This is a genomic window from Clostridium lamae, assembly GCF_033043255.1.
In the GTDB taxonomy this organism is placed as follows: domain Bacteria; phylum Bacillota; class Clostridia; order Clostridiales; family Clostridiaceae; genus Clostridium; species Clostridium lamae.
Genome location: NZ_JASCQJ010000005.1, coordinates 105621 through 130923, shown reverse-complemented (window position 1 = coordinate 130923; position 25303 = coordinate 105621). Strand labels below are relative to the sequence as shown.

General features: G+C 30.0%; 24 protein-coding genes. 1 reads left to right on the top strand and 23 read right to left on the bottom strand.

Annotated features, from left to right (window positions below; genetic code table 11):
• The first annotated feature begins 42 nt into the window (after positions 1–42).
• Positions 43–1104, top strand: coding sequence for a CotS family spore coat protein (locus tag QK892_RS04635; RefSeq protein ID WP_317272363.1), 1062 nt, complete (start codon positions 43–45; stop codon positions 1102–1104).
• A gap of 181 nt (positions 1105–1285) precedes the next feature.
• Here the strand turns inward: QK892_RS04635 and ppdK are convergent, their stop codons facing one another.
• The 23 genes from ppdK to hemW form a co-directional block, all read right to left on the bottom strand.
• Positions 1286–3916, bottom strand: coding sequence for a pyruvate, phosphate dikinase (gene ppdK / locus QK892_RS04630; RefSeq protein ID WP_317272362.1), 2631 nt, complete (start codon positions 3914–3916; stop codon positions 1286–1288).
• Between the two features lie 75 nt (positions 3917–3991).
• Positions 3992–4630, bottom strand: a complete 639-nt coding sequence (locus QK892_RS04625; protein ID WP_317272361.1) for a helix-turn-helix transcriptional regulator — start codon at positions 4628–4630, stop codon at positions 3992–3994.
• A gap of 188 nt (positions 4631–4818) precedes the next feature.
• Positions 4819–5430 carry a DUF4342 domain-containing protein gene (locus QK892_RS04620; RefSeq protein WP_317272360.1) on the bottom strand — a complete coding sequence of 204 codons (612 nt, stop codon included), beginning with the start codon at positions 5428–5430 and terminating at the stop codon, positions 4819–4821.
• Positions 5431–5436: 6 nt separating this feature from the next.
• Positions 5437–6186: a DNA repair protein RecO gene (gene recO, locus QK892_RS04615; RefSeq protein WP_317272359.1), complete on the bottom strand. Its 750-nt coding sequence runs from the start codon at positions 6184–6186 to the stop codon at positions 5437–5439.
• A gap of 4 nt (positions 6187–6190) precedes the next feature.
• Positions 6191–7084 carry a GTPase Era gene (gene era / locus QK892_RS04610; RefSeq protein WP_317272358.1) on the bottom strand — a complete coding sequence of 298 codons (894 nt, stop codon included), beginning with the start codon at positions 7082–7084 and terminating at the stop codon, positions 6191–6193.
• 125 nt (positions 7085–7209) lie between these two features.
• Positions 7210–7911, bottom strand: coding sequence for a diacylglycerol kinase (locus QK892_RS04605; RefSeq protein WP_317272357.1), 702 nt, complete (start codon positions 7909–7911; stop codon positions 7210–7212).
• 22 nt (positions 7912–7933) lie between these two features.
• Entirely contained in the window at positions 7934–8434 is a 501-nt protein-coding gene (ybeY, locus tag QK892_RS04600) for an rRNA maturation RNase YbeY (RefSeq protein ID WP_317272356.1), read from the bottom strand.
• 87 nt (positions 8435–8521) lie between these two features.
• Positions 8522–10591, bottom strand: a complete 2070-nt coding sequence (locus QK892_RS04595) for an HD family phosphohydrolase (RefSeq protein ID WP_317272355.1) — start codon at positions 10589–10591, stop codon at positions 8522–8524.
• A gap of 25 nt (positions 10592–10616) precedes the next feature.
• Positions 10617–11756 carry a sporulation protein YqfD gene (gene yqfD / locus QK892_RS04590; RefSeq protein ID WP_317272354.1) on the bottom strand — a complete coding sequence of 380 codons (1140 nt, stop codon included), beginning with the start codon at positions 11754–11756 and terminating at the stop codon, positions 10617–10619.
• 1 nt (position 11757) lies between these two features.
• Positions 11758–12036 carry a sporulation protein YqfC gene (yqfC, locus tag QK892_RS04585; protein WP_317272353.1) on the bottom strand — a complete coding sequence of 93 codons (279 nt, stop codon included), beginning with the start codon at positions 12034–12036 and terminating at the stop codon, positions 11758–11760.
• A 421-nt stretch (positions 12037–12457) separates the two neighbouring features.
• A complete protein-coding gene (gene rpsU / locus QK892_RS04580) occupies positions 12458–12634 on the bottom strand; it encodes a 30S ribosomal protein S21 (RefSeq protein WP_003441547.1) in 177 nt (58 codons plus the stop codon).
• A 118-nt stretch (positions 12635–12752) separates the two neighbouring features.
• Positions 12753–13094: a histidine triad nucleotide-binding protein gene (locus QK892_RS04575; protein ID WP_317272352.1), complete on the bottom strand. Its 342-nt coding sequence runs from the start codon at positions 13092–13094 to the stop codon at positions 12753–12755.
• Positions 13095–13118: 24 nt separating this feature from the next.
• Entirely contained in the window at positions 13119–13190 is a 72-nt protein-coding gene (locus tag QK892_RS18480) for a bacteriocin-like protein (protein WP_410745877.1), read from the bottom strand.
• A gap of 60 nt (positions 13191–13250) precedes the next feature.
• Positions 13251–14555, bottom strand: coding sequence for a tRNA (N(6)-L-threonylcarbamoyladenosine(37)-C(2))-methylthiotransferase MtaB (gene mtaB / locus QK892_RS04570; RefSeq protein ID WP_317272387.1), 1305 nt, complete (start codon positions 14553–14555; stop codon positions 13251–13253).
• A 2-nt stretch (positions 14556–14557) separates the two neighbouring features.
• Complete coding sequence (locus tag QK892_RS04565; protein ID WP_317272351.1) at positions 14558–15310, bottom strand: RsmE family RNA methyltransferase; 753 nt, start codon at positions 15308–15310, stop codon at positions 14558–14560.
• An 18-nt stretch (positions 15311–15328) separates the two neighbouring features.
• Positions 15329–16270 (bottom strand): 50S ribosomal protein L11 methyltransferase, encoded by a 942-nt coding sequence (gene prmA / locus QK892_RS04560; protein WP_317272350.1) that lies wholly within the window; start codon positions 16268–16270, stop codon positions 15329–15331.
• A 196-nt stretch (positions 16271–16466) separates the two neighbouring features.
• Entirely contained in the window at positions 16467–16964 is a 498-nt protein-coding gene (tpx, locus tag QK892_RS04555; protein WP_317272349.1) for a thiol peroxidase, read from the bottom strand.
• A 149-nt stretch (positions 16965–17113) separates the two neighbouring features.
• The gene (locus QK892_RS04550) at positions 17114–18664 is read right to left on the bottom strand and encodes a nitrite/sulfite reductase (RefSeq protein WP_317272348.1); all 1551 of its coding nucleotides are present in this window, start codon (positions 18662–18664) and stop codon (positions 17114–17116) included.
• 218 nt (positions 18665–18882) lie between these two features.
• Positions 18883–20019 carry a molecular chaperone DnaJ gene (gene dnaJ / locus QK892_RS04545; RefSeq protein WP_317272347.1) on the bottom strand — a complete coding sequence of 379 codons (1137 nt, stop codon included), beginning with the start codon at positions 20017–20019 and terminating at the stop codon, positions 18883–18885.
• 92 nt (positions 20020–20111) lie between these two features.
• Entirely contained in the window at positions 20112–21968 is a 1857-nt protein-coding gene (gene dnaK, locus QK892_RS04540; protein ID WP_317272346.1) for a molecular chaperone DnaK, read from the bottom strand.
• Positions 21969–22026: 58 nt separating this feature from the next.
• Entirely contained in the window at positions 22027–22680 is a 654-nt protein-coding gene (gene grpE / locus QK892_RS04535; protein WP_394855002.1) for a nucleotide exchange factor GrpE, read from the bottom strand.
• A 16-nt stretch (positions 22681–22696) separates the two neighbouring features.
• Complete coding sequence (gene hrcA / locus QK892_RS04530; protein ID WP_317272345.1) at positions 22697–23728, bottom strand: heat-inducible transcriptional repressor HrcA; 1032 nt, start codon at positions 23726–23728, stop codon at positions 22697–22699.
• Positions 23729–23912: 184 nt separating this feature from the next.
• Positions 23913–25049: a radical SAM family heme chaperone HemW gene (gene hemW / locus QK892_RS04525; RefSeq protein ID WP_317272344.1), complete on the bottom strand. Its 1137-nt coding sequence runs from the start codon at positions 25047–25049 to the stop codon at positions 23913–23915.
• Positions 25050–25303 lie beyond the last annotated feature (254 nt).

Below are 25303 nucleotides of genomic sequence, written 5' to 3'. Positions count from 1 at the left end.
TTACTAATATCTTAATAATAAGTAATTGTTAAGGAGAGAATAATGGAAAACTTATCGCTTAATGTAAAAGACGAGTTACTTCCTGTAGATGAATTAAAAAATGAGATTCTAATTTACTATAACTTGGAGAATTCTTCTATCATTAATGTAAAATTTAAGAACACAGAAAAACAAAGGGCAGTTTATAAAATAGATTCTAATGACAAGACATATTGTTTAAAAAAAGTTTACTATAATGAAGAAAATCTTTTATATGTCTATTCAACAATGGAATGGTGCTTTAGAAATGGAATTGATGTTCCAAAGTTACTTCCAACTATTACAGGAAGTAGATATGTTAAGTATAAAGGTATGTTATTTATTTTAACTCCTTGGCTTGATGGGGAAAAATGTGATTTTGATAATTTAAATCATATCTTATTATCTTCTAAGACTCTCGGAAGATTACATAAAACTTCTAGAAACTTTTTACCAATAGAAGGTAGTGCTAGGAGGGAAGGGTTTGAAAATTATAGTGAAACTATAACAAAACATTTTCATCAATTATTACTTAGTATAAATAATGCTCATAAGTATGATGATAGATTTTCAAAACTTTTTTTAGATAATATAGATGAAAATTTAGAGCTTGCTAAATTATCTTTTGAAGTATCTTCCTCTATTGATTTAGATAATCTATCACGCTCACTTTGCCATGGAGATTATGTAAATAAAAACATTTTAATTAATAATAATAGTATTTCACTAATAGATTTTGATAAATGTAAAATGGATTTTTCAGCTAGGGATATATCCTACTTTTTAAGAAGATTATTAAAGAGAGAAAATACTAATTGGCAAATTGATTTAACTCTACAAATATTAGATACGTACAGAACTGAAAATGAATTAACTGATTCAGATCTAAAATTCATCTTAGCCTATATTGCTTTTCCTCAAAAGTTCTGGAAATTATCTAGAGATTACTATAAAAACATAAAGAAATGCAATAAAAATTCCTTTATATCCTTAATGGAAAAAAGTCTTAACAAAAGTAAAAATCAATTAGATTTTACCTACGAACTTATAAACTCAATTAGACTTCATTACAACGTTAAAATATAAGATGTGCTATGGCACAATGTAAAATGAATAATGAAAAATGTAAAATTAAAGAAGAAACTCCGCTAGGAGTTTCTAAAATATATATTTTAGTAATTCGGAACGAATTACATCCATAATTATGCATTACGCATTATTCATTATGCATTAAAAAAGCTACCCTGTGGGTAGCTTTTTTTAATTATTATCTTTTATTTCTTACTTGTGCTTGTGCAGCTGCTAATCTAGCAATTGGTACTCTAAATGGTGAACATGAAACGTAGTCTAATCCAATGTTATGGCAGAATTCTACTGATGATGGATCTCCACCGTGTTCTCCACATATTCCAAGCTTAAGATCGCTCTTAACAGATCTTCCTTTTTCAGCTGCCATTTTAACTAATTGACCAACTCCAGTTTGATCTAACTTAGCAAATGGATCTTGTTCGTAAATTTTATTTTCATAGTAGCTTCCTAAGAATTTAGCAGCGTCATCTCTTGAGAATCCAAATGTCATTTGAGTTAAGTCATTTGTACCAAATGAGAAGAAATCTGCTTCCTTAGCAATTTCATCTGCTGTTAATGCAGCTCTTGGAATTTCAATCATAGTACCAATCTTGTATTCTAATTGAACTCCTTTTTCTGCTATTATTGCATCTGCAGTTTTAACTACTACATCTTTAACATATTTTAATTCTTTAATTTCTCCAACAAGTGGAATCATTATTTCTGGAACTACATCATAACCCTTATTAGCCTTAACTTCTATTGCAGCTTCAATTACTGCTCTAGTTTGCATTTCAGCTATTTCTGGATAAGAAACTGCTAATCTACATCCTCTATGACCCATCATTGGATTGAATTCATGTAATTCATTAACTGTTGCTTTTAACTCTTCAAAAGTTATTCCAAGTTCATCAGCTAATGCTTGAATATCTTCATCATTGTGAGGTAAGAATTCATGTAGTGGTGGATCTAAGAATCTTATAGTTGCTGGCATTCCTTGTAATGCTTCATAGATTCCAACAAAGTCTTCTCTTTGCATTGGAAGTAATTTTTCAAGAGCTTTTCTTCTTTGCTCTTCATTCTTAGCAACTATCATTTCTCTAACAGCTAATATTCTATCTTCAGCGAAGAACATATGCTCAGTTCTACATAAACCAATACCTTCTGCACCAAATTCAACTGCTTGAACAGTATCTCTTGGAGAATCAGCATTAGTTCTAACTTTTAATTTTCTTATTTCATCTGCCCATGCCATAAATGTAGCAAAATGACCTGATATTTCTGGTGTTACTGTTTTAACAGCTTCTCCATAAACGTTACCAGTTGATCCATCTATAGAAATATAATCATCTGCAGTATATACTTTTCCATTAACTTCTAAAGTCTTAGCTTCTTCATTAACTTTTAAAGTTCCACATCCAGCAACACAGCAAGTTCCCATTCCTCTAGCAACAACTGCTGCATGAGATGTCATACCACCTCTTACAGTTAATATACCTTCTGCTGCTATCATACCTTCAATATCTTCTGGTGAAGTTTCAAGTCTTACTAAAACTACGCTTTCTCCCTTTTCATGTCTTTCCTTAGCTTCTTCTGCAGTAAATGCAATCTTACCACATGCAGCTCCTGGAGATGCTGGAAGACCTTTTGCTATAGGTGTAGCTTTCTTTAAATCATCAGTATGGAAAGCTGGGTGAAGTAATGAATCCAATTGATTTGGTTCAACTTTTAATATAGCTTGTTCTTTAGTTAACATTCCTTCTTCAACTAAATCAACAGCTATTTTTAATGCTGCTTGAGCAGTTCTCTTACCATTTCTTGTTTGTAAGAAATATAACTTACCCTCTTCTATAGTTATTTCCATATCTTGCATATCTCTATAGTGATGTTCTAATGTATTAACAATATCAGTGAATTGTTTGTATATCTCTGGATTTTGATCTTCTAATTTAGATATTGGTAGTGGTGTTCTTATACCAGCAACAACGTCTTCACCTTGAGCATTCATTAAGTATTCACCATATATTACATTTTCTCCAGTTGCAGGGTCTCTTGAGAATACAACTCCTGTTCCTGAAGTTTCTCCCTTATTACCAAATACCATCTCTTGAACGTTTACTGCTGTACCCCATTCACCTGGAATATCATTTAATCTTCTATAAACTATAGCTCTTGGATTGTTCCATGATCTAAATACAGCTGTTATAGATTCAATTAATTGAGTTTTAGGATCTTGAGGGAATTCTTCCCCTTTTTCTTTCTTATAAAGAGCTTTATATCTTTCAACTAAAAGCTTTAAATCATCAGCAGTTAAATCAGTGTCAACTTCAACACCCTTTTCTTCTTTTAACTCATCTATTAGATTTTCAAATAATCTCTTTTCAATATTCATAACAACATCAGAAAACATTTGAATGAATCTTCTATATGAATCGTATGCAAACCTTGGATTATTTGTTAAGTCTGCCATAGCAACGACTGATTTGTCATTTAAGCCAAGATTTAAAACTGTATCCATCATACCTGGCATTGATACTCTAGCACCTGATCTTACAGATACTAATAATGGTTTAGTTAAGCTTCCAAATTCCTTGCCTGTAAGCTCTTCTAAATCAGATATTTTTTGATGAATTTCTTCGATAATTTCTGGTGCAATCACTTTTCCATCCTCGTAATATTTATTACAAGCTTCTGTAGTAACTGTGAATCCTTGTGGTACTGGGATTCCTAGTAGAATCATTTCTGATAAATTTGCTCCTTTACCTCCTAGAAGGTTTTTCATTGACCCATTCCCTTCATTAAAAAGGTAAACATACTTCTTTGTCTCCATCTCAATACTCCTCCGTTCAAACGAATTGATATATATACTAACAGTACTTTTATACTGTAGCTAACTTATAATTATTTAATTACCCTCACCCAATTTTACAAATAGTTTGGTTATGTTAGTTTTTGATATTTTCCCAATAATCTTTAGTTTAACTTTTTCTGTTTGTGAAGTCTCTATTTTCTCAACTATCGGAATACTATCTATTTCATGTTCAATTATCTTTTTTGCCAAGTCATAAGCACTATCATCTGCAAACCCACATACTATATTAGGCATTCTTGTCATTATAACTCCAACAGGAACCTTATGTATATCAGTTCCCCCTATAGCAGTTTTTAAGAAATCCTTTCTCGAAACAGCGCCTACTAAAATCCCATGACTTTCTATAAATAAGGTCCCTACATCATTTAAGAATAAGAATACGATTGCATCATACACTGTAGTTTCTTCATTTACCGTAACTGGTTTTGACATTATTTCTCCAGCTAGAACCTTAGATATATTTTCTAACACCCTAGTACTTTGTGCTTCTCCTAAGTAAACATAACCAACCTTAGGTTTAGCATCTAATATCCCTATCATGGTTAAAATAGCTAAGTCTGCTCTTAAAGCGGCTCTTGTTACTCCAAGTCTTTCAGCTAAAGCTTCACTTGTAACAGGCTGTCCTTTTTTAACTATCTTAACTATTTCTTCTTGCCTTTCTGATAACTTCAAATTTATCCCTCTTTCTAGCTTTTACAGCCTTACTAGGAATATTCAGATAATTTTGATTACTTCGATATCACATACTAATTATATCATTTTATAAAAGTTTGACTATACTTAATTTTCTGAATAATCAATCATATTAGCTGAATATTCCCATTTCTTTCACTTTATTCTTATCTTACTACTGTTTATCTTTATTTTACTTCATTTTCCTCATCTTCGTCAAATTTAACAGTATATGTAAATGAATTACTATCTACTGTTTTATCGTCTCTAGATTCCTTATGATTATCAGAAGAGAATTTATCATTCTTTACTTCATCAACCTTATTCTTAACTTTTTCTGCCATATCAGTTGCTGCATCTTTAATATCTACTACAGCCTTACTAATATACTTATTTACAACTTCAACAGTGCCATCAGCTTTAGTTATTTCTACTTTTACTTGTGTAACTACACCAGCAATTACAACAAAAGCTAAAAGTGCTGGGAAAATAACTGCAATAACTCCTGCTGCTATTCCTGCATTTACAGGTACATCTACTATTTCTTTTCCATCTTTACTTATTCTAATTCTAGTTACATTACCCTTGTTAACTAAATCTTTAATCCAAGTTTTAAATTCATCTAAACTTTCTGATTTCAATTTACTATTAGCTTCAGCATCTTCTTCTTTTATATTCTCGATATAAATAATAGCCTCTAATACATCACCATTTGTTACTTCAAGCGCATTTTTCGCCTCTGCATATGTAACTCCTGTTCTTTCTCTCACTTGATCTACTTTTTCTAAAGTTATTTCCATCTATACTCACTCCTTTATATAATTTAACATTTCTAAGCTCTTTGGTTTTTTAGAATAATTAGAAGATATTAAGAAAGTAGTTATCTTTCTTATATCTTTTTTAACATCATCTTTTATATTTAGTTTGTAAATTTTATCCATAGGTGTCTTAAGTAAAAACCTTATTGAATTATATGCTGGTTTAGAAATATAAATACCATGTTCCCTAGGACACTCCTCGCATACCCCTCCATAATTAGAAAGGGATATATAGTTAGATACAGAAATTTTTTTCCTACACTTCACACAACTATCTAAATTCAAGTCATATCCTGTTTCTTTTAAAATTTTAAGTTCAAAGGATCGAATTAACATTTCATAATCTAACACATCTGTATTAAGTAAATACATACACGTTAAGAAACTCTTAAATAAATGGTGATTTATCTCTCCTTCTTCAACACATATATCTATTAGTTCACAAATATAAGATGAATACGTAAGCTTATCTAAATTATCTAATAACCCTTGGAAAGAATTTGTTATCTTACCTTCTTGTAGATTATATAAATTTTTCCCTTTAAATAAAACATACTCTCCATAACATAGGGGCAATGTAATAGATAAAAATTTACTCTTACTCTTTCTAGCCCCTTTTGCTATAGCTGTTATCTTTCCAAATTTATCCGTATATAGCCATACTAATTTATCATTTTCTTTAAATTCCATAGTCTTAATAACTACAGCATTCACCTTATGTAGTGACAGAAAAATCATCCCCTTATTTCTTTACCTTCTTGTATCCTAGCTCCTTTAATAGGGCTTGATTATCTCTCCACTCTTTTCTAACCTTTACCCATATCTTAAGATTAACTTTCGCATTTAAGAATCTTTCTATTTCATATCTTGCAGTTTCTCCTATTTTCTTTAGAGACTGCCCATTTTTTCCTATTATGATTCCTTTGTGTGAATCTTTTTCGCAAAGCATATCTACTTCAATATGCCATGTACCACTAGGACTTTGTTTCATTTGAATTATATCTACTGCTATACCATGAGGTATTTCTTCTCTTAATGTTCTTAAAGCCTTTTCTCTAATTATCTCTGATACTACAAATCTTTCTTGAACATCAGTTATCATATCATCCGGATAGTATTTAGGTCCTTCCGGCATAGCTTCTATCATTAATTCAACTAATCTATCTACATTTTTACCTTTTAAAGCTGATATTGGAATTATCTCTTTAAACTCCATTTCTTGTGAATACATTTGAAGAGTTTTTGCCACTCTTTCTTGAGTGAATTCATCTATCTTATTTACTACTAAAAATATTGGTGCCTTCTGAGTTTTTAAGGTCTCAATTATAAATTTATCCCCTCTTCCTATTTCTTCCTCAGGGTTTATTAAAAATAATACAAGATCAACTTCCTTAATTGAATCCTTTGCTGAATTAACCATATATTCACCTAATTTATGCTTAGGTTTATGAATTCCTGGAGTATCAACGAATACAATTTGATGATCCTCACCAGTTAATATTGTTTGTATATTATTTCTAGTTGTTTGAGGCTTGTTTGATACTATAGAAAGCTTTTCTCCCATTATCTCATTTAATAGAGTCGATTTCCCAACATTAGGTCTACCAACTATCGTTACAAATCCTGATTTAAACATTTTTCCTCCTAGTTTTAGCCCAATATAAGTATTTCTTACTTGGGATATTTAAAAATAACTATTTTATAAATTTTCTTTAATAAATTATAGCATTCTTACATAAATTTATCATCAATTTATAAAAATTAAATTTTAAAAATAACAAATATAAATAATGTTAATAAAGTACCAAATAAAGCTCCTACAATCACTTCAAAAATTGAATGAGTATCTGAATCCACTCTACTTTGAGCTGTGATTAATGCCATTAAATAACTAAGCATTATACATATAGGTTGTTCCGTTACTAAAGAAATTGCAGTTGCTATTGAGAATGATAAGGCACTATGACCACTAGGCATTCCACCTCTCAATGGAGTTCCTTCTCCAAAAATAGACTTTACTATTAATGTTACTATAACAACAACTACTAACGCGATTAATACCATATAAGGTTCTGATTGTTTCATTTTATGAATAACATCATATGAAATTAAAGAAATCTTATCCCAAAATATAATATACCCCACTACTAAAGCATTTATTGCTGTAATTAATACAGCTCCTGCAGCTGCATTTTTAGCTATTTTTGCTAATGGATGATAGTGATTTGTAGACATATCTATAGTCACCTCTATAGCAGTGTTTATTACTTCGGCAGCCAATACCATAGTTATTGTAATTGCTAATATAAGAAACTCCAATTTTGATATATCTATTACAAAGCATGCAACAAGGACACATAAAGCTGCAAATAAATGTATCTTCATATTCCTTTGAGTTCTAACAGTTTGAATAATACCTTCTATAGCATAGTTAAAGCTTTCCACCAACTTTTTAATCTTCATAAACTTCCCCCTTGATATAGTATTATCTCCTAATATCTAATTTATTTAATATTTCTTCCTCTCTTTTTCTCATTTTATTTTTATCTTCGTCTATCATATGATCATAACCAAGTAAATGTAAAATTGAATGAACTATTAAATAACTAACTTCTCTCTCATATGAGTGCCCATACTCTTCACTTTGCTCTAAAGCTTTTTCTAAAGATAAAACCATATCACCAAGTATTAATTCATCTCCATCCTTAAATGTCTCATCAAAATCAAAGTCTAAATACATATCTTTATAAACCTTATTTTCTTCAAAATCTAACATAGGAAATGATAGTACATCTGTTTCTCTATCTATTCCTCTAGTTTCATTATTTATTTCTCTTATTTCATTATTATCAACAAATAGTAATGATATTTGATAATCAATATCTACGCCTTCTTCTTTTAAGGCAAAATCACAAACCTTTGAAACCTTATTTATAAACTCCTCAGTTACTTCTATTTTATCTTGTTTATTTTCAGTATATAACATATTTTACTCCTTTATTATAATTAGTCTTATACATAATTATAGGAGGGTTAATACCCTCCTATATAAACTCTTATAAAGTATAATTCTTTACTTTTTTTCAGTTGGATATTCTACTCTATGATGATATATTCCATCTAAAGTTTTTAAAAAGCTTTTTCTTATTATTTCTATATCTTTTAAAGTCAAATCACAATTGATTAACTGATTAGTACTTATCTTATCATTTATTATATTGTTTACCATATTCTCAATTTTATCCTTAGTTGGCTCAGGGATTGATCTTACTGATGCCTCAACACTATCTGCAAGCATTAATATTCCAGATTCTTTAGTATCTGGAATTGGTCCTGAATATCTAAAGTCCTCTTCTTTAACATCATCAGGATTTTCAGCAGAATTCTTAACCTTATAATAAAAATATTTAACTAAAGTTGTCCCATGATGTTGTACTATTATATCTTGAATAATCTTAGGTATATTATGCTCTTTAGCCATTTCTATTCCATCTTTAGTGTGAGATAAAATAATTAATGTACTTAAGTTTGGAGTAATCCTATCATGAGGATTCTCTTTTCCTAATTGATTTTCTCCAAAGAAATATGGTCTTTTAGTTTTTCCAATATCATGATAATAAGCTCCAACCCTTGCTAATACTGGATTTCCCCCAACTGCCTCAGTTGCTGCTTCTGCTAAATTAGCCACCATCATACTATGATGATATGTGCCAGGAGCCTCCATTAAAAGTTTTTTCATAAGTGGTTGATTTGGATTTGATAATTCTAATAACTTTATATTAGTTACCACATCAAAAATTGATTCATAAAATGGTAGGAGCCCTACGGATAATATTCCTGATATTATTACTCCTACAGAAGTATACAATACTTGAATAAGATTTTCCATTAAATTATTAGATAAAATCATTCCTACAGACATAACTAAAATAGCTAACACAGCAGTAATATATATAGTTGAATAAATAATATCATTTCTTTGTTGAACCTTTTTGACTGCTATTGATCCTAAAACAACACCTATCATCGATAAAACAATAACAGCTGGATCAAAGCTAACAACTATTGAAACAAATACTAAGTTCATTAAATTAATAACTAGTGATACCCTATAATCTATAAGTACAGTCATTAAAATTGCTCCACATATACTTGGTATTAAATAAGGTGATATTATATTTAAACCTAAAGACAGCATGAGGCTAATAATATTTATACTACTTATTAATATTATTAGCTTATTACTCTTAAATATATCCATTCTTTCCCTATATAGATAAGTATATTCTAGGAATAACACTAAAGCAATTAGTACCGCTAATGATATAAGGGATAATACATAACTTCTTGTTATGCCCGTATTTAACAATCCTAGTTCATTTAATAACTCTATTTGCCTTTCAGTTATAGGTTCTCCTTCTTTAACTATAATTTGATTCTTTTTTATTATTTCCTTCTGAACATTTTTTTGCGCTTCCTTTATATTTTCTTCCATCTTTTCAGTATCAATAAAAAGATTTGCTTTTATTTGAGAATATACTATACTCTTCAATGTATCTTCTAAGCTTCTCTCTAAATTATAGCTAATAAGTGCTTGACTTGCTAAATCCTTGGCCTTTTGCAAAGCCTCATAATCATTTTCTTCTATATTATTTTTATAGGCCATATCTAAAGCCTCTAATGTTTTACTTTGAATATCTGACACCTTTGAAGTTTCTATAGATAATAATATATTATATTCTTCATCTGTAAGCCTAAATTCATCAACCTTTTTTATTTCTGTAAGCTTTTCCTTGCTATCTTTATTTGAAGCAACTTCAGTTGCTACCTTATTAAATAATTTAGTTATATTATCAACCGCCTGAGTTTTAACTTCACTTTTTACGGTGTACTGCATATCTCCCTTTGCTTTGGCAATAGCTTCTTCTATTTTTTCTTGTGTTGCTATTTCATCTACAGTATCTATCGGTGCTTTAATATCTACAGTTGCTATATCTCCAACTTCTAAGTTATGCTTTTTGGGTGAAATAGTAGTTAATAAAATTACATAAGTAATTAAAAATACCGTTGCATATATAAGAACTCTTTTATATCCTCTCGTGTCTTTCTTCTCATCTTTTTTCTTATCCTTCTTTAATAACAAGTTTATCCTCCTTTAACCACATAGTTTAATAATCAATTGGTTCGTTGTTAACAATATTTTGTTCTACTATAAAAACTACATTTACTATTAACCCTTCATTTGAATCTTCTTTTGTAGTAACTATTCTATCAACAATTTTTGCTTCTCTTGTTAAGTTGTTATAAAGAGATTCTTCTAATGCTTTTACGGAATTATTTATTATCTCTTCTTTTGATAACTCTATTGGAAATTCTTTTTTTTCATAATAATTTACTTTTGTAACTAACTTTCCACTTTCCTCTATTTTATCATATTCAACAAAGCCTTTTATAGCTTTTTTAAGATAAATTTTTTTCCCAAAGAAAGATAAGTAAATGTCGCTATCTTTTTCTCCACTTCTTTTAACCTCAGTACCACTAACATTTGCAAGCATACTCTTTTCGTAAAATGTATTTGCCATTATTACTCCATCTGGAGTAACCTCATAAGGTTCTTCTTCCTTCCCATTTATTCCTTGTATTACTATATCTCCCGCGTGTACATAGTCCCCTGGATGGACTGATGCCCTTCCTGAAAATGTATAAACCCTACTTACTTCTCCATCCATCTTTGCAACTAAATTACCATATTCTTTTTCCTTTATTTCTGGAGGATTTACTTTTTCCTCAATAACTATCTTTAATGTTGACCCCTCAACTCTCGCTCTAAGCCATAATATATCAGAGTTCATGTTTTCTAATTTTTTCTCTATCTCTTTAAAATCTATCATTTCCTTACTTATTCCCGGCTTAACTCCAATTGAATAAAGTTGTTGTCTTATTTCATATGGAGATACATTTTGTCTCGTTGTAATTTCTACACTCCATACAAATGTTGAGAAATATAAAAGTAAAACAACAAATAGTCCTCCCCCTATAGCTAAGAAAAACTTACCTTTTAATTTTCCTATAAGAAATAGAGTTCCTTTACTACCTATTATTTTATGTTTTCCATTCAGTTTTCTAACTGTAGTTATTAGATTATCATAATCTTCATAATCTATCGTTATCCTAATTGTTGCTACATCAATTCTTTTCACATTAATAATATTGATATTTTCACTCCATAATATGTTTAAAAGTCTTTCAGGTCTTAATATGTTAATTTCAACTATGACTCTACCACTTTCAAAAACCCCAGTCGCCATACTACACCTCGTAACTAATTGATTTGAATTTTCCGCTTATTGTTATAGTCGAATCTCCAATATACAATATTTCAAAATTTTCTCCCTCAATATTGATAATTTTAACCTTAGTATTTATCTTAATTATATTTCTTTCAAACAATATAATGCCCTTATGATTCTCTATAGTAATTTCATCATTTCCTATAATAGTTATCTTCGGAAGATTCAAAATTACATCCTTTGGAAAATCGAATTTTTCCGTTAATAGCTCTCTACCTTTTTCAATCTTATCCTTCATATTTTTCTCTCCTTATATTTTCACTCATAGTACTTTATGATAAAAATATATAGAAAATTACTTATAAAAAGCAAAAAGCAAAAGGAATAAATTCCTTTTGCTTTTATTTATCAGCTAATATTAATCTTATAAAGTTACAAATGTTATTAACCACTTATGGTGTAGCCGTTTCTTTAATAATTTTATTATTCTTTTATTTACTGCTGAGGAAGGTACTATAACAAGATTTGTATAAATACAATCTCATTTATTCCCTCAATTCAAGTATAAACATTCTTACACTTTTTTTGATAAACATATAAACTATAGTCCTCAACCTTAATGTATTAAATAATACACTTAGACTTATTGGATAAATATAGCCTCCAATAATAGCTTACTTAATTAATTAAGTTACATTGAAATTTAAATCAAAATTATTCTACTTGAATTTTCTCTTTCTAGCAGCTTCTGATTTTTTCTTTCTTTTCACGCTTGGCTTTTCATAGTGTTCTCTCTTTCTAACTTCTGAAAGAACTCCTGCTCTAGCACATTTTCTCTTGAATCTTCTTAATGCACTTTCAAGTGTTTCGTTTTCTCCAACTTTTATTTCTGACATCTATTATCCCTCCCTCCGCTAGCTCAAATTAATTAATTTAACTCAGCTACGGGCTTAATAACACACGCTATATTATACAATAGTTAACCCCTAAAGTCAACTATTTGATAGAAACAATTTAGCCTGGTGGCCATTTTAAATCCCTTTGACCTAATACATGGAAATGCATATGATCTACCGTTTGACCGCCATCTTTTCCGCAGTTATTAACCACTCTATAGCCTGTTTCTGCAATGTTTAATTCTCTTACTATCTTATTAATAACTAAGAATATGTGTGAAATAACATCAGCATTTTTTTCGTTTAATTCATTCACGCTTGCAATATGTTCCTTAGGAATTACTAAAAAATGAACAGGAGCCGCTGGGCTAATATCATGAAATGCTAGTACTTTATCATCTTCATATATTTTTTTGCTAGGAATCTCTCCGTTTACTATTTTACAAAAAATACAACTCATAAAATCACCACCCTTCAAACTAATTTATAATGCATAATGGATAATTGATAATTGTTGTTGAAACTCAGCACGGCTGAGTTTCTTAAAATTTTTCATAATTCAGCTTCTGCCGAATTATTTCCTTTATTATGCATTACGCATTACGCATTATTCATTCTATAACAGTTTTGCTATTCCATATTCATTTTCTGCTTTTTCTATCTCTATATCTACTATTTTACCAGTTACATCGGCACATGTGCAAGGTACATGAACTTTAATATAGTTTCTTGTATATCCTTCATATACTCCTGGCTGTGATTTAAGCTCAGTTTCTACTAAAACATCCATTTCTTTTCCAATGTACTTTTCTATAAATTCTTTTTCATTTTTATTGCTTAATTCAATTAAAAGCTTACTTCTCTTTTCTTTGATGCTACCATCTATTTGATCGCCCATATCAGCAGCTTTAGTTCCTTTTCTTGGACTATATTTGAATACATGAGTTTTAGTAAGTTTAATTTTCTTTAAAAATTCATACGTTTCATTGAACTCTTCTTCTGTCTCCCCTGGGAAGCCTACTATTACATCTGTAGTAATAGAAACATCCGGTAATGTCTCTCTTAATAATTCAACGCTTGCTGCATACTCTTCTGCAGTATATCTTCTATTCATTCTTTTAAGTGTTGCATCACATCCACTTTGTAATGATAAATGGAAGTGAGGGCAAAGTTTTTTAAAGCCTTTAATCTTTTCTATTACTTCTGGAGTAAAGAATGCAGGTTCTATAGAACCTATTCTGATTCTTTCTATGCCTTCTACTTTTTCTATTTCTTCAATAATATTTATAAGATTCACATTGCCTTCTAAATCTAATCCATATGATGCTGTATGAATTCCAGATAATATAATTTCTTTAAATCCATGTTCAGCTAATTTATTAACTTCTTCTATTACCTTATTAGGATCCTTTGAGCATACTGATCCTCTTGAGTAAGGAATTATACAATAAGTACAAAATCTATTACACCCATCTTGAATTTTTAAGAAAGCTCTAGTTTTATCTTGATATTCTTCAATATTAAGTTCTTCAAACTTTTTATTTTTAAGAACACCTTCTACATGAACTTGTGATTTACCTTCTTCTCTTGCTTTATTTACATAGTAAACTACATCGCCCTTGTTTCTTGTCCCTAAAACTACATCAACACCAGGGATATCTGAAACTTCTTTTGGCGCTATTTGAGAATAACATCCAACAACAGCAATTACAGCATTTTCATTTAATCTTCTAGCTCTACTTATTATTTGTCTAGACTTCTTGTCTCCCATATTAGTAACTGTACATGTATTTATTACATATACATCTGCTTTTTCACTAGCCTCTACAACTTCATATCCTTCTCTTATAAACTTTTCAGCCATAGCTTCTGATTCATATACGTTAACTCTACATCCTAGAGTAGAAAATGCAACTTTCATCATTAATTTCCTCCTAAATCTCCAAGCTCATATTGAACTAAAGAAGTAGCAACGAAACCTGCTGTTTCAGTTCTAAGAATTCTACTTCCTAAAGTTACTATATAAGCACCATTTTCTTTTAGTATATCTATTTCGTTTAATTCAAATCCACCTTCTGGACCAACTAATATTCCAACTGTTTTTATTTTAGATGTATCAATACTTTTATCATTAAATAATGTTTTTATTCCAAAGTTTTCTGCATTTTCATAAGGAACTACAACCAAATCTAAAGACTTCATTTTCATTAAAGCTTCTTCGAAAGAAATAGGTTCAGAAACCTTAGGTATAATAGTTCTTTTGCTTTGTTTTGCAGCTTCTAAAGCTATTCTATTAAGTCTATCTAGCTTTTTAAAATCACCCTTTAGTTTTATATCTACTCTTTCTGTCAAAGTAGGTATAAATTCAGTTATACCTAGTTCTGTTCCTTTTTGAACTATTAAGTCCATCTTTTGAGCCTTTGGTAACCCCTGAAATAAATATATCTTAACATCACTTTCATTATTTATTTCAAGTTTTTCTTCTATATTAACTATTACCTCTTGCTTTGTAATAGTTCTTATCTCTGCTAAAAACTCATCTCCATCACAATTATTTAAGACTATTTTATCCCCTTCATTTAGCCTTAACACTTTATATAAATGTTTTACATCATCACCTAAAATTTTTGCTGTACTTTCTATAAAATTTTCTTTAGGAGTAAAAAATTTATGCATCGAACAATCTCCTTAAAACTATTTTAATTTGGCAACTATACAGTTCCATTCCCCATCTTTGTTTATTTCTACTACTTCAAATCCTGTTTCTTGTAGCTTACTCGTAACCATATCTACCCTATCGTGAATAATTCCAGAAGTTATAAAATATCCCTCTTCCTTTAATACTCTCTTCACATCTTCTGTTAATATACAAATTACTTCAGCAATTATATTAGCAACCACTACATCTGCTTTTCCATCTATTACTTCTACTAAGTTACCATATAAGATTTGTATATTATCTAATTTATTAAATTCTACATTTTCTTTTGCAGATTCAACAGCAACTGGATCTAAATCTACCCCTACAGCCATTTTTGCTCCTAACTTAGCTGCTGCAATTGCAAGAATACCTGACCCACATCCAACATCAAAAACAGTAGTATCTTCTTTTACATATTTATCTAAAGCTTGAATACACATTCTTGTTGTTTCATGAGTTCCTGTACCAAAGGCCATCCCTGGATCAAGTTCTAATATTAATTCATCGCCCTTTGCTTCATATTCTTCCCAAATAGGCTTTACTACTATTCTTTCTCCAATTTTAGTAGGTTTATAGTATTTTTTCCAATTATTCGCCCAATCTTCTTCGTACATTTTTTCACTTTCAACCTTTGCTAGTCCTGTGTCTATTCCAAGGTCTTTAAGTTCATTCATTTTTTCATTAATATATTCTAATACTTCATTTATATTATCTTCCTCAGAGAAATAAGCTTTAACTACAGCTACTTCACCTTTATGTTCTAATACATTTATATCTGCAAAATCCCAAGTTAGTGGTCCTTGCTCTCTATCTAATATGTCATTTGGATCTTCAATTGCAACTCCCTTGCAATCTAATCCATAAAAAATTCCTGAAACTGGTTCTAGAGCTTCACTTTTAGTTATAACTCTAACTTCAATCCATGTTCCTTCCATTAAAATCAGTCCTTTCAAAGATATTTGACTAATTTAATATTTTACACTTATGTTAACTTTCTGTCTAGGTATTAACTTAAAAAGTTTATTCTAATATCTTTTTTTAAATAATTCCAAACTAAAATAAGACGCTAATTTCTTAGCGTCTTAAATACTGTTATTAATTTACATAAAAATATGACTCTAAATCAACATATTATTTTGCTAACTTAGCTGCATCTAAAATCTTATCATAACTTGGTTGATCTGTTATTTCATCTAAATACTCAACGAAAGTTACATTATCATTTGAATCAACTACAAAAGATGCTCTTGTTAATAATCCAAGTTCTTTTGCATATGTTCCTGTAGCTTGTGCAAAACTTCTATCTTTATAATCTGAAAGAGTCTTAACCTTCTCTACACCTTCTAATGCACACCATCTACTTTGAGCAAAAGGTAAATCCATTGAAACAGTATAACAAGTTACCCCTTCTAATTCATCAATTTTTTCATTGAAAGTTTTAACTTCCATATCACAAACTGGTGTATCTATTGATGGGACTGTTAAAAATACTCTAACTCCCTTTGAATCTTTTTCAGTGAAATCTCCTAAGTCGTTTGTAGTAACTTTAAAGTTTGGTAACTTATCTCCTACTGATAGTACACTTCCTTCTAATGTAATTGGTGCTCCTTGAAACTTTACCATTTTCATTTATCTTCCTCCTAAATTAATTTTATATTTTAATTTTTTCTAAAATAACCATATTTTATATATCTATTATAAATCTAATAACTATTATTTGCAAATATTGATTACTTCTAAAATACATCTTTTGAACTTAGGATAACATATTAAATGAATTATACTGCGTATTTATTAACTAATTCTCTAAATTCATCTTCCTTATCAGATACATAATTGATAAATTCTAAATTAGCATTTTCTACATTCTTAGCAAGTTCAAGTAAGAATTCTGGAATAATTGATGCTGGAAGATCTCCATACTCCACTCCAAGTCTAGTATCACCAACACCATAAGCTCCACCGATAAATAAAGTAAAGCATTCATCCACCTTATCTCCAACTCTTTTTTTCTTTCCAGTAAAGCCTATAGCACTTATTTGATGAACTCCACAAGAGTTTTGACAACCTGAAAAATGCATTTTAGGTAAGATGTCTAGTCTATAATTTTTTTCTTTAAAATAATCTATAACCGCATTCAAAGTTCCTTGGCTATTACATAATCCTATTTGACAAATTGGAATTCCTATACAAGATATACTTTGTTCAAATTTAGTCTTAGCCCCCATACTTTCAGTCAAATCTAATAATTTTTCTGCTTCATTTCCATTTAAATTTCTAAAATAGATACCTTCAGACATAGCTAATCTAATCTCAACATCTTCAAATTTGCTTATTAAATCTATAATTAATTTTAAATCTTTAATTGGCAATTGCCCGCCAATCGGATGTAGATAAACTGTGTAAAGACCCTTTTGTTTTTGTTTGAATAATCTTGAATTCTTTAGTTCAATTTCTGTTCCTTCTTTATTATAAACTTTAGGCTCTACAGTTATATCTAGTTTTTCTTCTTTCATAACTTCATTTACATGTTTTCCATAACAATCTAAGAAGTCTTTTTCTCCCATTCTGTCTAATATATATCTTATACGCGCCCTATTTCTATTCTCATAATCACCTTCAGCAATAAACATCCTAACCATACCTTCTACATAGTATAGAATGTCTTTAGGCTCAATTAGATCTTGATATTTTACTGACATCTTAGGATTTTGTCCTAATCCCCCACCTAAATAAATTTCAAAATATTCTTTTCCATCTTTATTTACTGCTACGAAACCTAAGTCCTGAACTGTACAATGTGCAGCATCTTCTTCTCCACTTGAAACTGAAACTTTAAGTTTTCTTGGTAGCTTATATGTATAAATTCTTTCTAAAAAATAATTTCCTATTGCAACTGCATACGGAGTAACATCAAAAGCCTCTTTAGAATCTACTCCCGATAATGGAGACATAGCTACATTTCTAGGATAATCTCCACCTGCACCTCTAGTATATATGTCATTATCTAAAGCTTCCTTCATCAAATCACAAATTTCATCTATACTTAATCCGTGTAGTTGAATTGCTTGACGAGTTGTAAAATGAATCTTTTCTAATCCATATCTTTCTGCAAAATCATACACTTTTAACATTTCACTTATTCTCATTATCCCTGAAGGAATTCTAAGTCTTATCATAAATTCCTTTCCACCCTTATGAGCATAAACCCCAAAACCTCCAGAGTCATGTTTAAACTGCATTAAGTTCATTTCACCATTAACAAATTTATGACCTTTTTCTCTAAATCCTTCAATCTCTCCATATAGAACTTCTTTTAAATTTTCCATTTTGCCACCTCTTAACTAATTTCTGCTACTGTAAATAATAACATTAAAAAAGCTAACTATTTATTTGATTTTCATATAATAACAATAAGAATCACCTATTATCATTACTATTATTATTATGTTTTTTTTATTTTATTATGTAGTTTACACACAGTAGTTTATTATTAATCAAAAATACAATTAATCTATGATTATACAAAAAAGAGAATTAGCATACGCTAATTCTCTTTTCTAAATAAATCTTTTAAGCCTTTTTTTTGTGGTGTTCCTTCACCAACATTTTCTCCACACGCTTCCATGAAGGCCTTTAAAGCATCTTTTTGTTTCTCATTTAAATTCTTAGGAATATCTACTATAACTTTTACGTATTGATCGCCTCTACCTGATGAGTTTACTCTAGGTATTCCTTTTCCTTTTAATCTAAATAATGTGCCTGATTGAGTTCCTGCTGGAATGGTATATTTAACATCTCCGTCTACAGTAGCAACAGTTATTTCTGTTCCTAAAGCGGCTTTACCCATAGAAATATGAGTATCTATATATATATCATTTCCTTTTCTTACAAACTTCTTTGAAGGGGCTACATTAATTCTTACGTATAAATCTCCTGGAGGGCCATCATTAGTTCCATGATTTCCTTGTCCTCTTAAAGGCATAACATTTCCAGTATCAACACCTGCTGGTATATTAACCTTAATTTTTCTAGTCTTTCTTACATGACCTCTTCCATGACAAGATGTACATGGCTCTTCTATGACTGTTCCACTTCCACCACAAGTATTACAAGTTGAAGTGCTTACAAAACTTCCTAAAGGAGTTTGTCTTTGTACTCTTACTTGCCCTTGACCATTACATGTTGGACATGTTTTCTTAGATGTACCTGCCTTTGCTCCACTTCCCTTACAAGTTTCACAAGATTCACTTCTATCTATTGATATTTCTTTTTCAACACCAAAAACAGCTTCTTCAAAAGTTAAATTAATAGTATATTCTAAATCAGAACCTCTTTGAGGACCATTTCTTCTTCTTCCGCCGCCTCCGCCGCCGAAGAAGCTTTCAAATATATCACCAAATCCTCCAATATCAGAAAAATCAAAGCCGCCAAATCCACCAGCTCCAAAACCACTACCATCAAAGTCAACTGTTCCATACATATCATATTTTGCTTTCTTATCTGGATCTGAAAGTACTTGATATGCTTCATTTATTTCTTTAAATTTATTTTCAGCTTCCTTATCACCTTGGTTTTTATCAGGATGATACTTTATAGCTAACTTTCTAAAGGCCTTTTTTATTTCTTCATCTGAAGCTCCTTTTTCAAGTCCAAGGGCTGCATAATAGTCCTTATTTGCCATCTATTTTCACCACCATTTTTTAAACTTTATAAAAGGGAAGACGACTTTTGCCTTCCCTCATATATTATATATACTAGATTAATAGGTTACAACTATTTATCGTCTTTTACTTCAAAATCCGCATCTACTACATTGTCATCATGTGGAGCACTATTTGTTCCTGCTCCTCCCATGTTGTTTGGATCGAAACCTGCACCTTCTGCTCCATTTGGATTAGCATCTGCATACATCTTAGATGATATTGCATAGAATTCTTTATTTAATTCTTCCATAGCATTCTTTATAGCATCAAGATCTTCTCCATCTTTTACTTTGTTTAATTCATCTAATTTAGTTTGAACTTTAGCCTTATCATCTGCTGATACCTTATCACCTAATTCTTCTAAAGCCTTAGCTGTTTGGTATGACACTTGATCAGCATTGTTCTTAACTTCTATTTTTTCTTTTCTCTTCTTATCTTCTTCAGCAAATTTTTCTGCTTCTTTTACTGCCTTTTCAACTTCTTCATCACTTAAGTTAGTTGATGCTGTAATAGTGATATTAGCTTCTTTATTAGTTGCCTTATCTAAAGCTGATACTTTAACTAATCCATTTGCATCTATATCAAATGTAACTTCGATTTGAGGAATTCCTCTTGGTGCTGGAGCTATTCCAGATAGAGTAAATCTTCCTAATGTCTTATTATCAGCTGCCATTTGTCTTTCACCTTGAACTACGTGAATTTCAACTGATGTTTGACCATCTGCTGCAGTTGAGAATGTTTGACTCTTCTTAGTAGGAATTGTAGTATTTCTTTCAATAAGTGGTGTAGCAACTCCACCTAATGTTTCAATTCCTAATGTTAATGGAGTAACATCTAATAATAATACATCCTTAACTTCTCCAGTTAATACACCTGCTTGTATAGCAGCACCTATTGCTACACATTCATCTGGGTTAATTCCCTTTGAAGGTTCTTTTCCAGTAAAGTTCTTAACAGCATCTACTACTGCTGGAATTCTTGTAGATCCTCCAACTAATATTACCTTATCTATATCGCTTAATGAAAGATTTGCATCTGATAATGCTTTCTTCATTGGTTGTATTGATCTATCAACTAAGTCATGAGTAATTTCATTAAATTTAGCTCTAGTTAAATTCATATCTATATGCTTTGGACCTGTTGCATCTGCTGTTATAAATGGTAAGTTTATGTTTGTTTGCATTGATGAAGATAATTCAATCTTTGCTTTTTCAGCAGCTTCTTTTAATCTTTGAAGTGCCATCTTATCATTTCTTAAATCTATACCATTTTCAGCCTTAAATGTTTCTGCTATAAAGTCCATAATTCTTTGGTCAAAGTCATCTCCACCAAGTTTAGTGTCTCCATTTGTTGATAAAACTTCGAATACACCATCACCAAGTTCTAGGATAGATACGTCAAATGTACCACCACCTAAGTCATAAACGAATATCTTTTGGTTAGTGTCCATTTTATCTAATCCATATGCTAATGCAGCTGCTGTTGGTTCGTTTATTATTCTTAAAACTTCTAACCCAGCTATTCTACCAGCATCTTTAGTTGCTTGTCTTTCAGAGTCATTAAAATATGCAGGAACTGTTATAACTGCTTGAGTTACACTTTCTCCTAAATAGCTTTCAGCATCTGCTTTAATTTTTTGAAGTATCATTGCTGATATTTCTTGTGGTGAATGATCTTTTCCATCTATATTAACCTTGTAATTTGTTCCCATGTGTCTCTTAATTGAGATTACTGTCTTATCTGGATTAGTAATCGCTTGTCTTTTTGCGATTTGTCCTACTAATCTTTCTCCATTCGCTTGGAATGAAACTACTGATGGAGTAGTTCTAGCACCTTCTGAGTTACTGATTACAACTGGTTCTCCACCTTCCATAACAGCTACACATGAGTTAGTTGTTCCTAAGTCAATTCCTATTATTTTTCCCATAATTTATTTTCCTCCTAAATATATCTTCTATATAAAAGTTTTGTAATATGTCTTAAATTTAATTAGCTACCTTTACAACGGTATATCTAATTACTTTATCGCCTCTTTTATATCCCTTTTGGAATACTTCTGCTATTGAATTTGCTCCAAGATTTTCATCTTGTATATGCATTACTGCTTGGTGATAATTTGGATCGAATTCACCATCAGCATCTATTTCTTCTACACCTAATTTTTCAAAAGATGTTTTAAAACCCTTAATAGTCATTTCTATTCCTTTTTTAATATCTTCAACACTACCTTCTACAGAAATCGCTCTTTCCAAGTTATCAAGTACTGGTACCATTTCTTTTAAAACGTCTGTACAAGCATCTGTATATATACCTTCTTTTTCTTTAGAAGTTCTTTTTCTATAATTATCATATTCTGCTGTTAATCTAAGTAATCTTTCTTTTAAAGCATCTACTTCATTTGTTAATTTCTTATTTTCATCTTTTAACTTACGCATAATATTTAATTCATTTTCCTTATCATTATTTTCTTCAACTATATCATCTGAAGAGCCCTCTGCCATATCGTCTGAAGAATTTACTGAATCTGATTCGATATCTGAATTTGATTCATCAATTATCTCAGTTTCAATTTCATTAGTAACCTCAATAGTTTCTTCTGAATCAACTTGGTTATCTAATCTCTCCTTTATATCCTCCACAAAAACACCTCATCTCTTATTCTATAATTTGATTTTTTAAACTTTTGTTAAGTTCTTTCATAACTTCATTCATAATTGCTACAACCTTCGAATAATTTATTCTCTTTGGTCCAATTAATCCAATCTTTCCAATAGGTCTACCATCTACAGAATATTCAGCTGATATAATAGAGCAATCTTTTGCTTCTGGGAAGAAATTCTCTTCTCCAATTTTAATAGTAATATCAGTACCAGGTTCAATTAAATCTAATAGATTATCTCTATCATTTATTAAAGATAATATCTCCTTTGCCTTTTCAATATTATTGTACTCAGGATAATTAAATATATTAGTTGCACCTTGAACGAATACTTCTGTATTATTAGACTCCTTTAAAGTTTCATATAAAGCTGGTAGAAGACCATTAAATACTTCATCAAAACCTTTAAGTTCATGCTTAAGATTATTTATTACTTCTAAATTAATTTCTTCAATAGTTAGGTTTCTAAGTCTAACATTTAAAGCATTATTTATCATTTGAATAGTCTCAGGCTCTGGCATGTTATTTACTCTTATTCTATGATTTTTAATAACACCGCTATCTGCAACTATAACTGAAACCAAATTATAATTATCAATCGGAAGTAATTGAATTGATTTAATATAACTACTTCTTACTGAAGGAGTCTGTACTACTGTAGTTAAATTTGTTAGTTCTGAAAGAAGTGAACAAGCTTCTTTTACTATCTTATCTACCTCATACATTGCAGAATTAATTAAATATTCTTTAATTTTTAATTCTTCATCCTTAGTTAGCCTTCCAGTACCCATTAATTCATCTACATATAATCTATAACCTTTATTGGAAGGTACTCTACCTGCTGAAGTGTGAGGTTGCTCTAAATAACCCATTTCCTCCAAATCAGCCATTTCATTTCTAATTGTAGCTGACCCGACTCCTAAGTCATATCTCTTAGCTATTGTTCTTGAGCCTACTGGTTCCCCAGTTATGATATAGTCATTAATGATAGCTTGTAGTATTTTTATTTTTCTTTCATCAATAGCCATATTATCACCTCTATCTGTTAGCACTCAATATCATCGAGTGCTAATGACTACAATATCAATATATTCCTTATTAAGTTTTTTGTCAATTTCATTTATTTACAAAATAAATAATCTCGTTTTAATTTATTAAATTATTCTTTATTTTCTTTATTTTTCTAAATATATCTTAATATTTCTATCCGATTTAAGATAATATAAAATCACTCATTACTGAGTTAGATAACTCTACTCCTTTTTCAGTTAATCTTAATTTATCATTTTCTAATACCAGTAATTTTTTATTTATATTTTTATCAATAACTTCTTTATATATACTTTCAATATTTACCCCAAATCTCTCCTTAAACTCACTTACGCTTATTCCACTAAGAATTCTTAACCCCATAAAGACAAACTCTTCCATACTATCCTCTAAAGTATTTATAGTTGTCTCCTCTATTACTTCTTCTCCAGAATTAATTTTATCTATATATTCTTTTACATTCTCTATATTTTTAATTCTTTTACCATCTATAAAAGATGTAGATGCAGATCCAAGACCTAAATATTCATCAGATTTCCAATAAACTTTGTTGTGATAACATTCAAATCCTTCTTTAGAATAATTAGATATCTCATATTGATGATATCCGTATTTAGTTAATATTCCCTTAGTTATCTCATACATAGTTCTTTCTTCATCTTCAGAAGGTAAAATCAGCTTATCTTTTTCCCAAAGCTTATAAAAAGCTGTTCCTTCTTCAATAATTAAGCTATATGCAGAAATATGCTCTGGATTTAGTCTAGCAATTACTTCTAAAGATTCCTTCCATTCATCAACCTTTTGATTTGGAAGACCAAACATTAAGTCTACATTTATATTTTTAAAGCCTACTTTTCTTGCCAAATTAAAGTTTTCCTCAAACTGCTTATAGCTATGAATTCTTCCAATGTCCTTTAACAATGAATTTTGAACGGCCTGAAGTCCCATACTAATTCTATTTACTCCACCATTTAGTATAGCTTTTAACTTCTCCTCTTCCAAGGCACCTGGATTACATTCCATTGTAAACTCCATATTTTCAGTAAGGTTAAGCTTATTTATAGATTTTAAAAGTTTAACTATTTCTTTGGTTTCTAAGTAAGATGGTGTTCCTCCACCAATAAATATACTTTTTATAATATATTTACTAGCCTTATCTTCTATTTCTTTGCATAAAGCATCTACATAATCTTCCCTTAAGTAATCTATAGATGCATAAGAAGGAAAATCACAATAAAAACATTTCTGTTTACAAAATGGTATATGTATATAAAGAGACAATTCTTTTTTCTTATCCATATTATCAACTCTTTCTTTAATAAATTCTCTTATCCTTATTATACAGAAAGAATAAAAAATAGAAAGGTAAGCTTTTCTATAAATAAAAAGGTGTATCTATGTAATTTTACTTATAACCTCAGATTGACTCCAAGTCACGGTAAAATTAATAGATACACTTAATCACAATAACTCCATTTTTTTCTTTAGATTAGTTCTGAAAACATTCCCTGTTAATAGCTTTTATAATTCTGAATGAAATGAGGAATTATTAC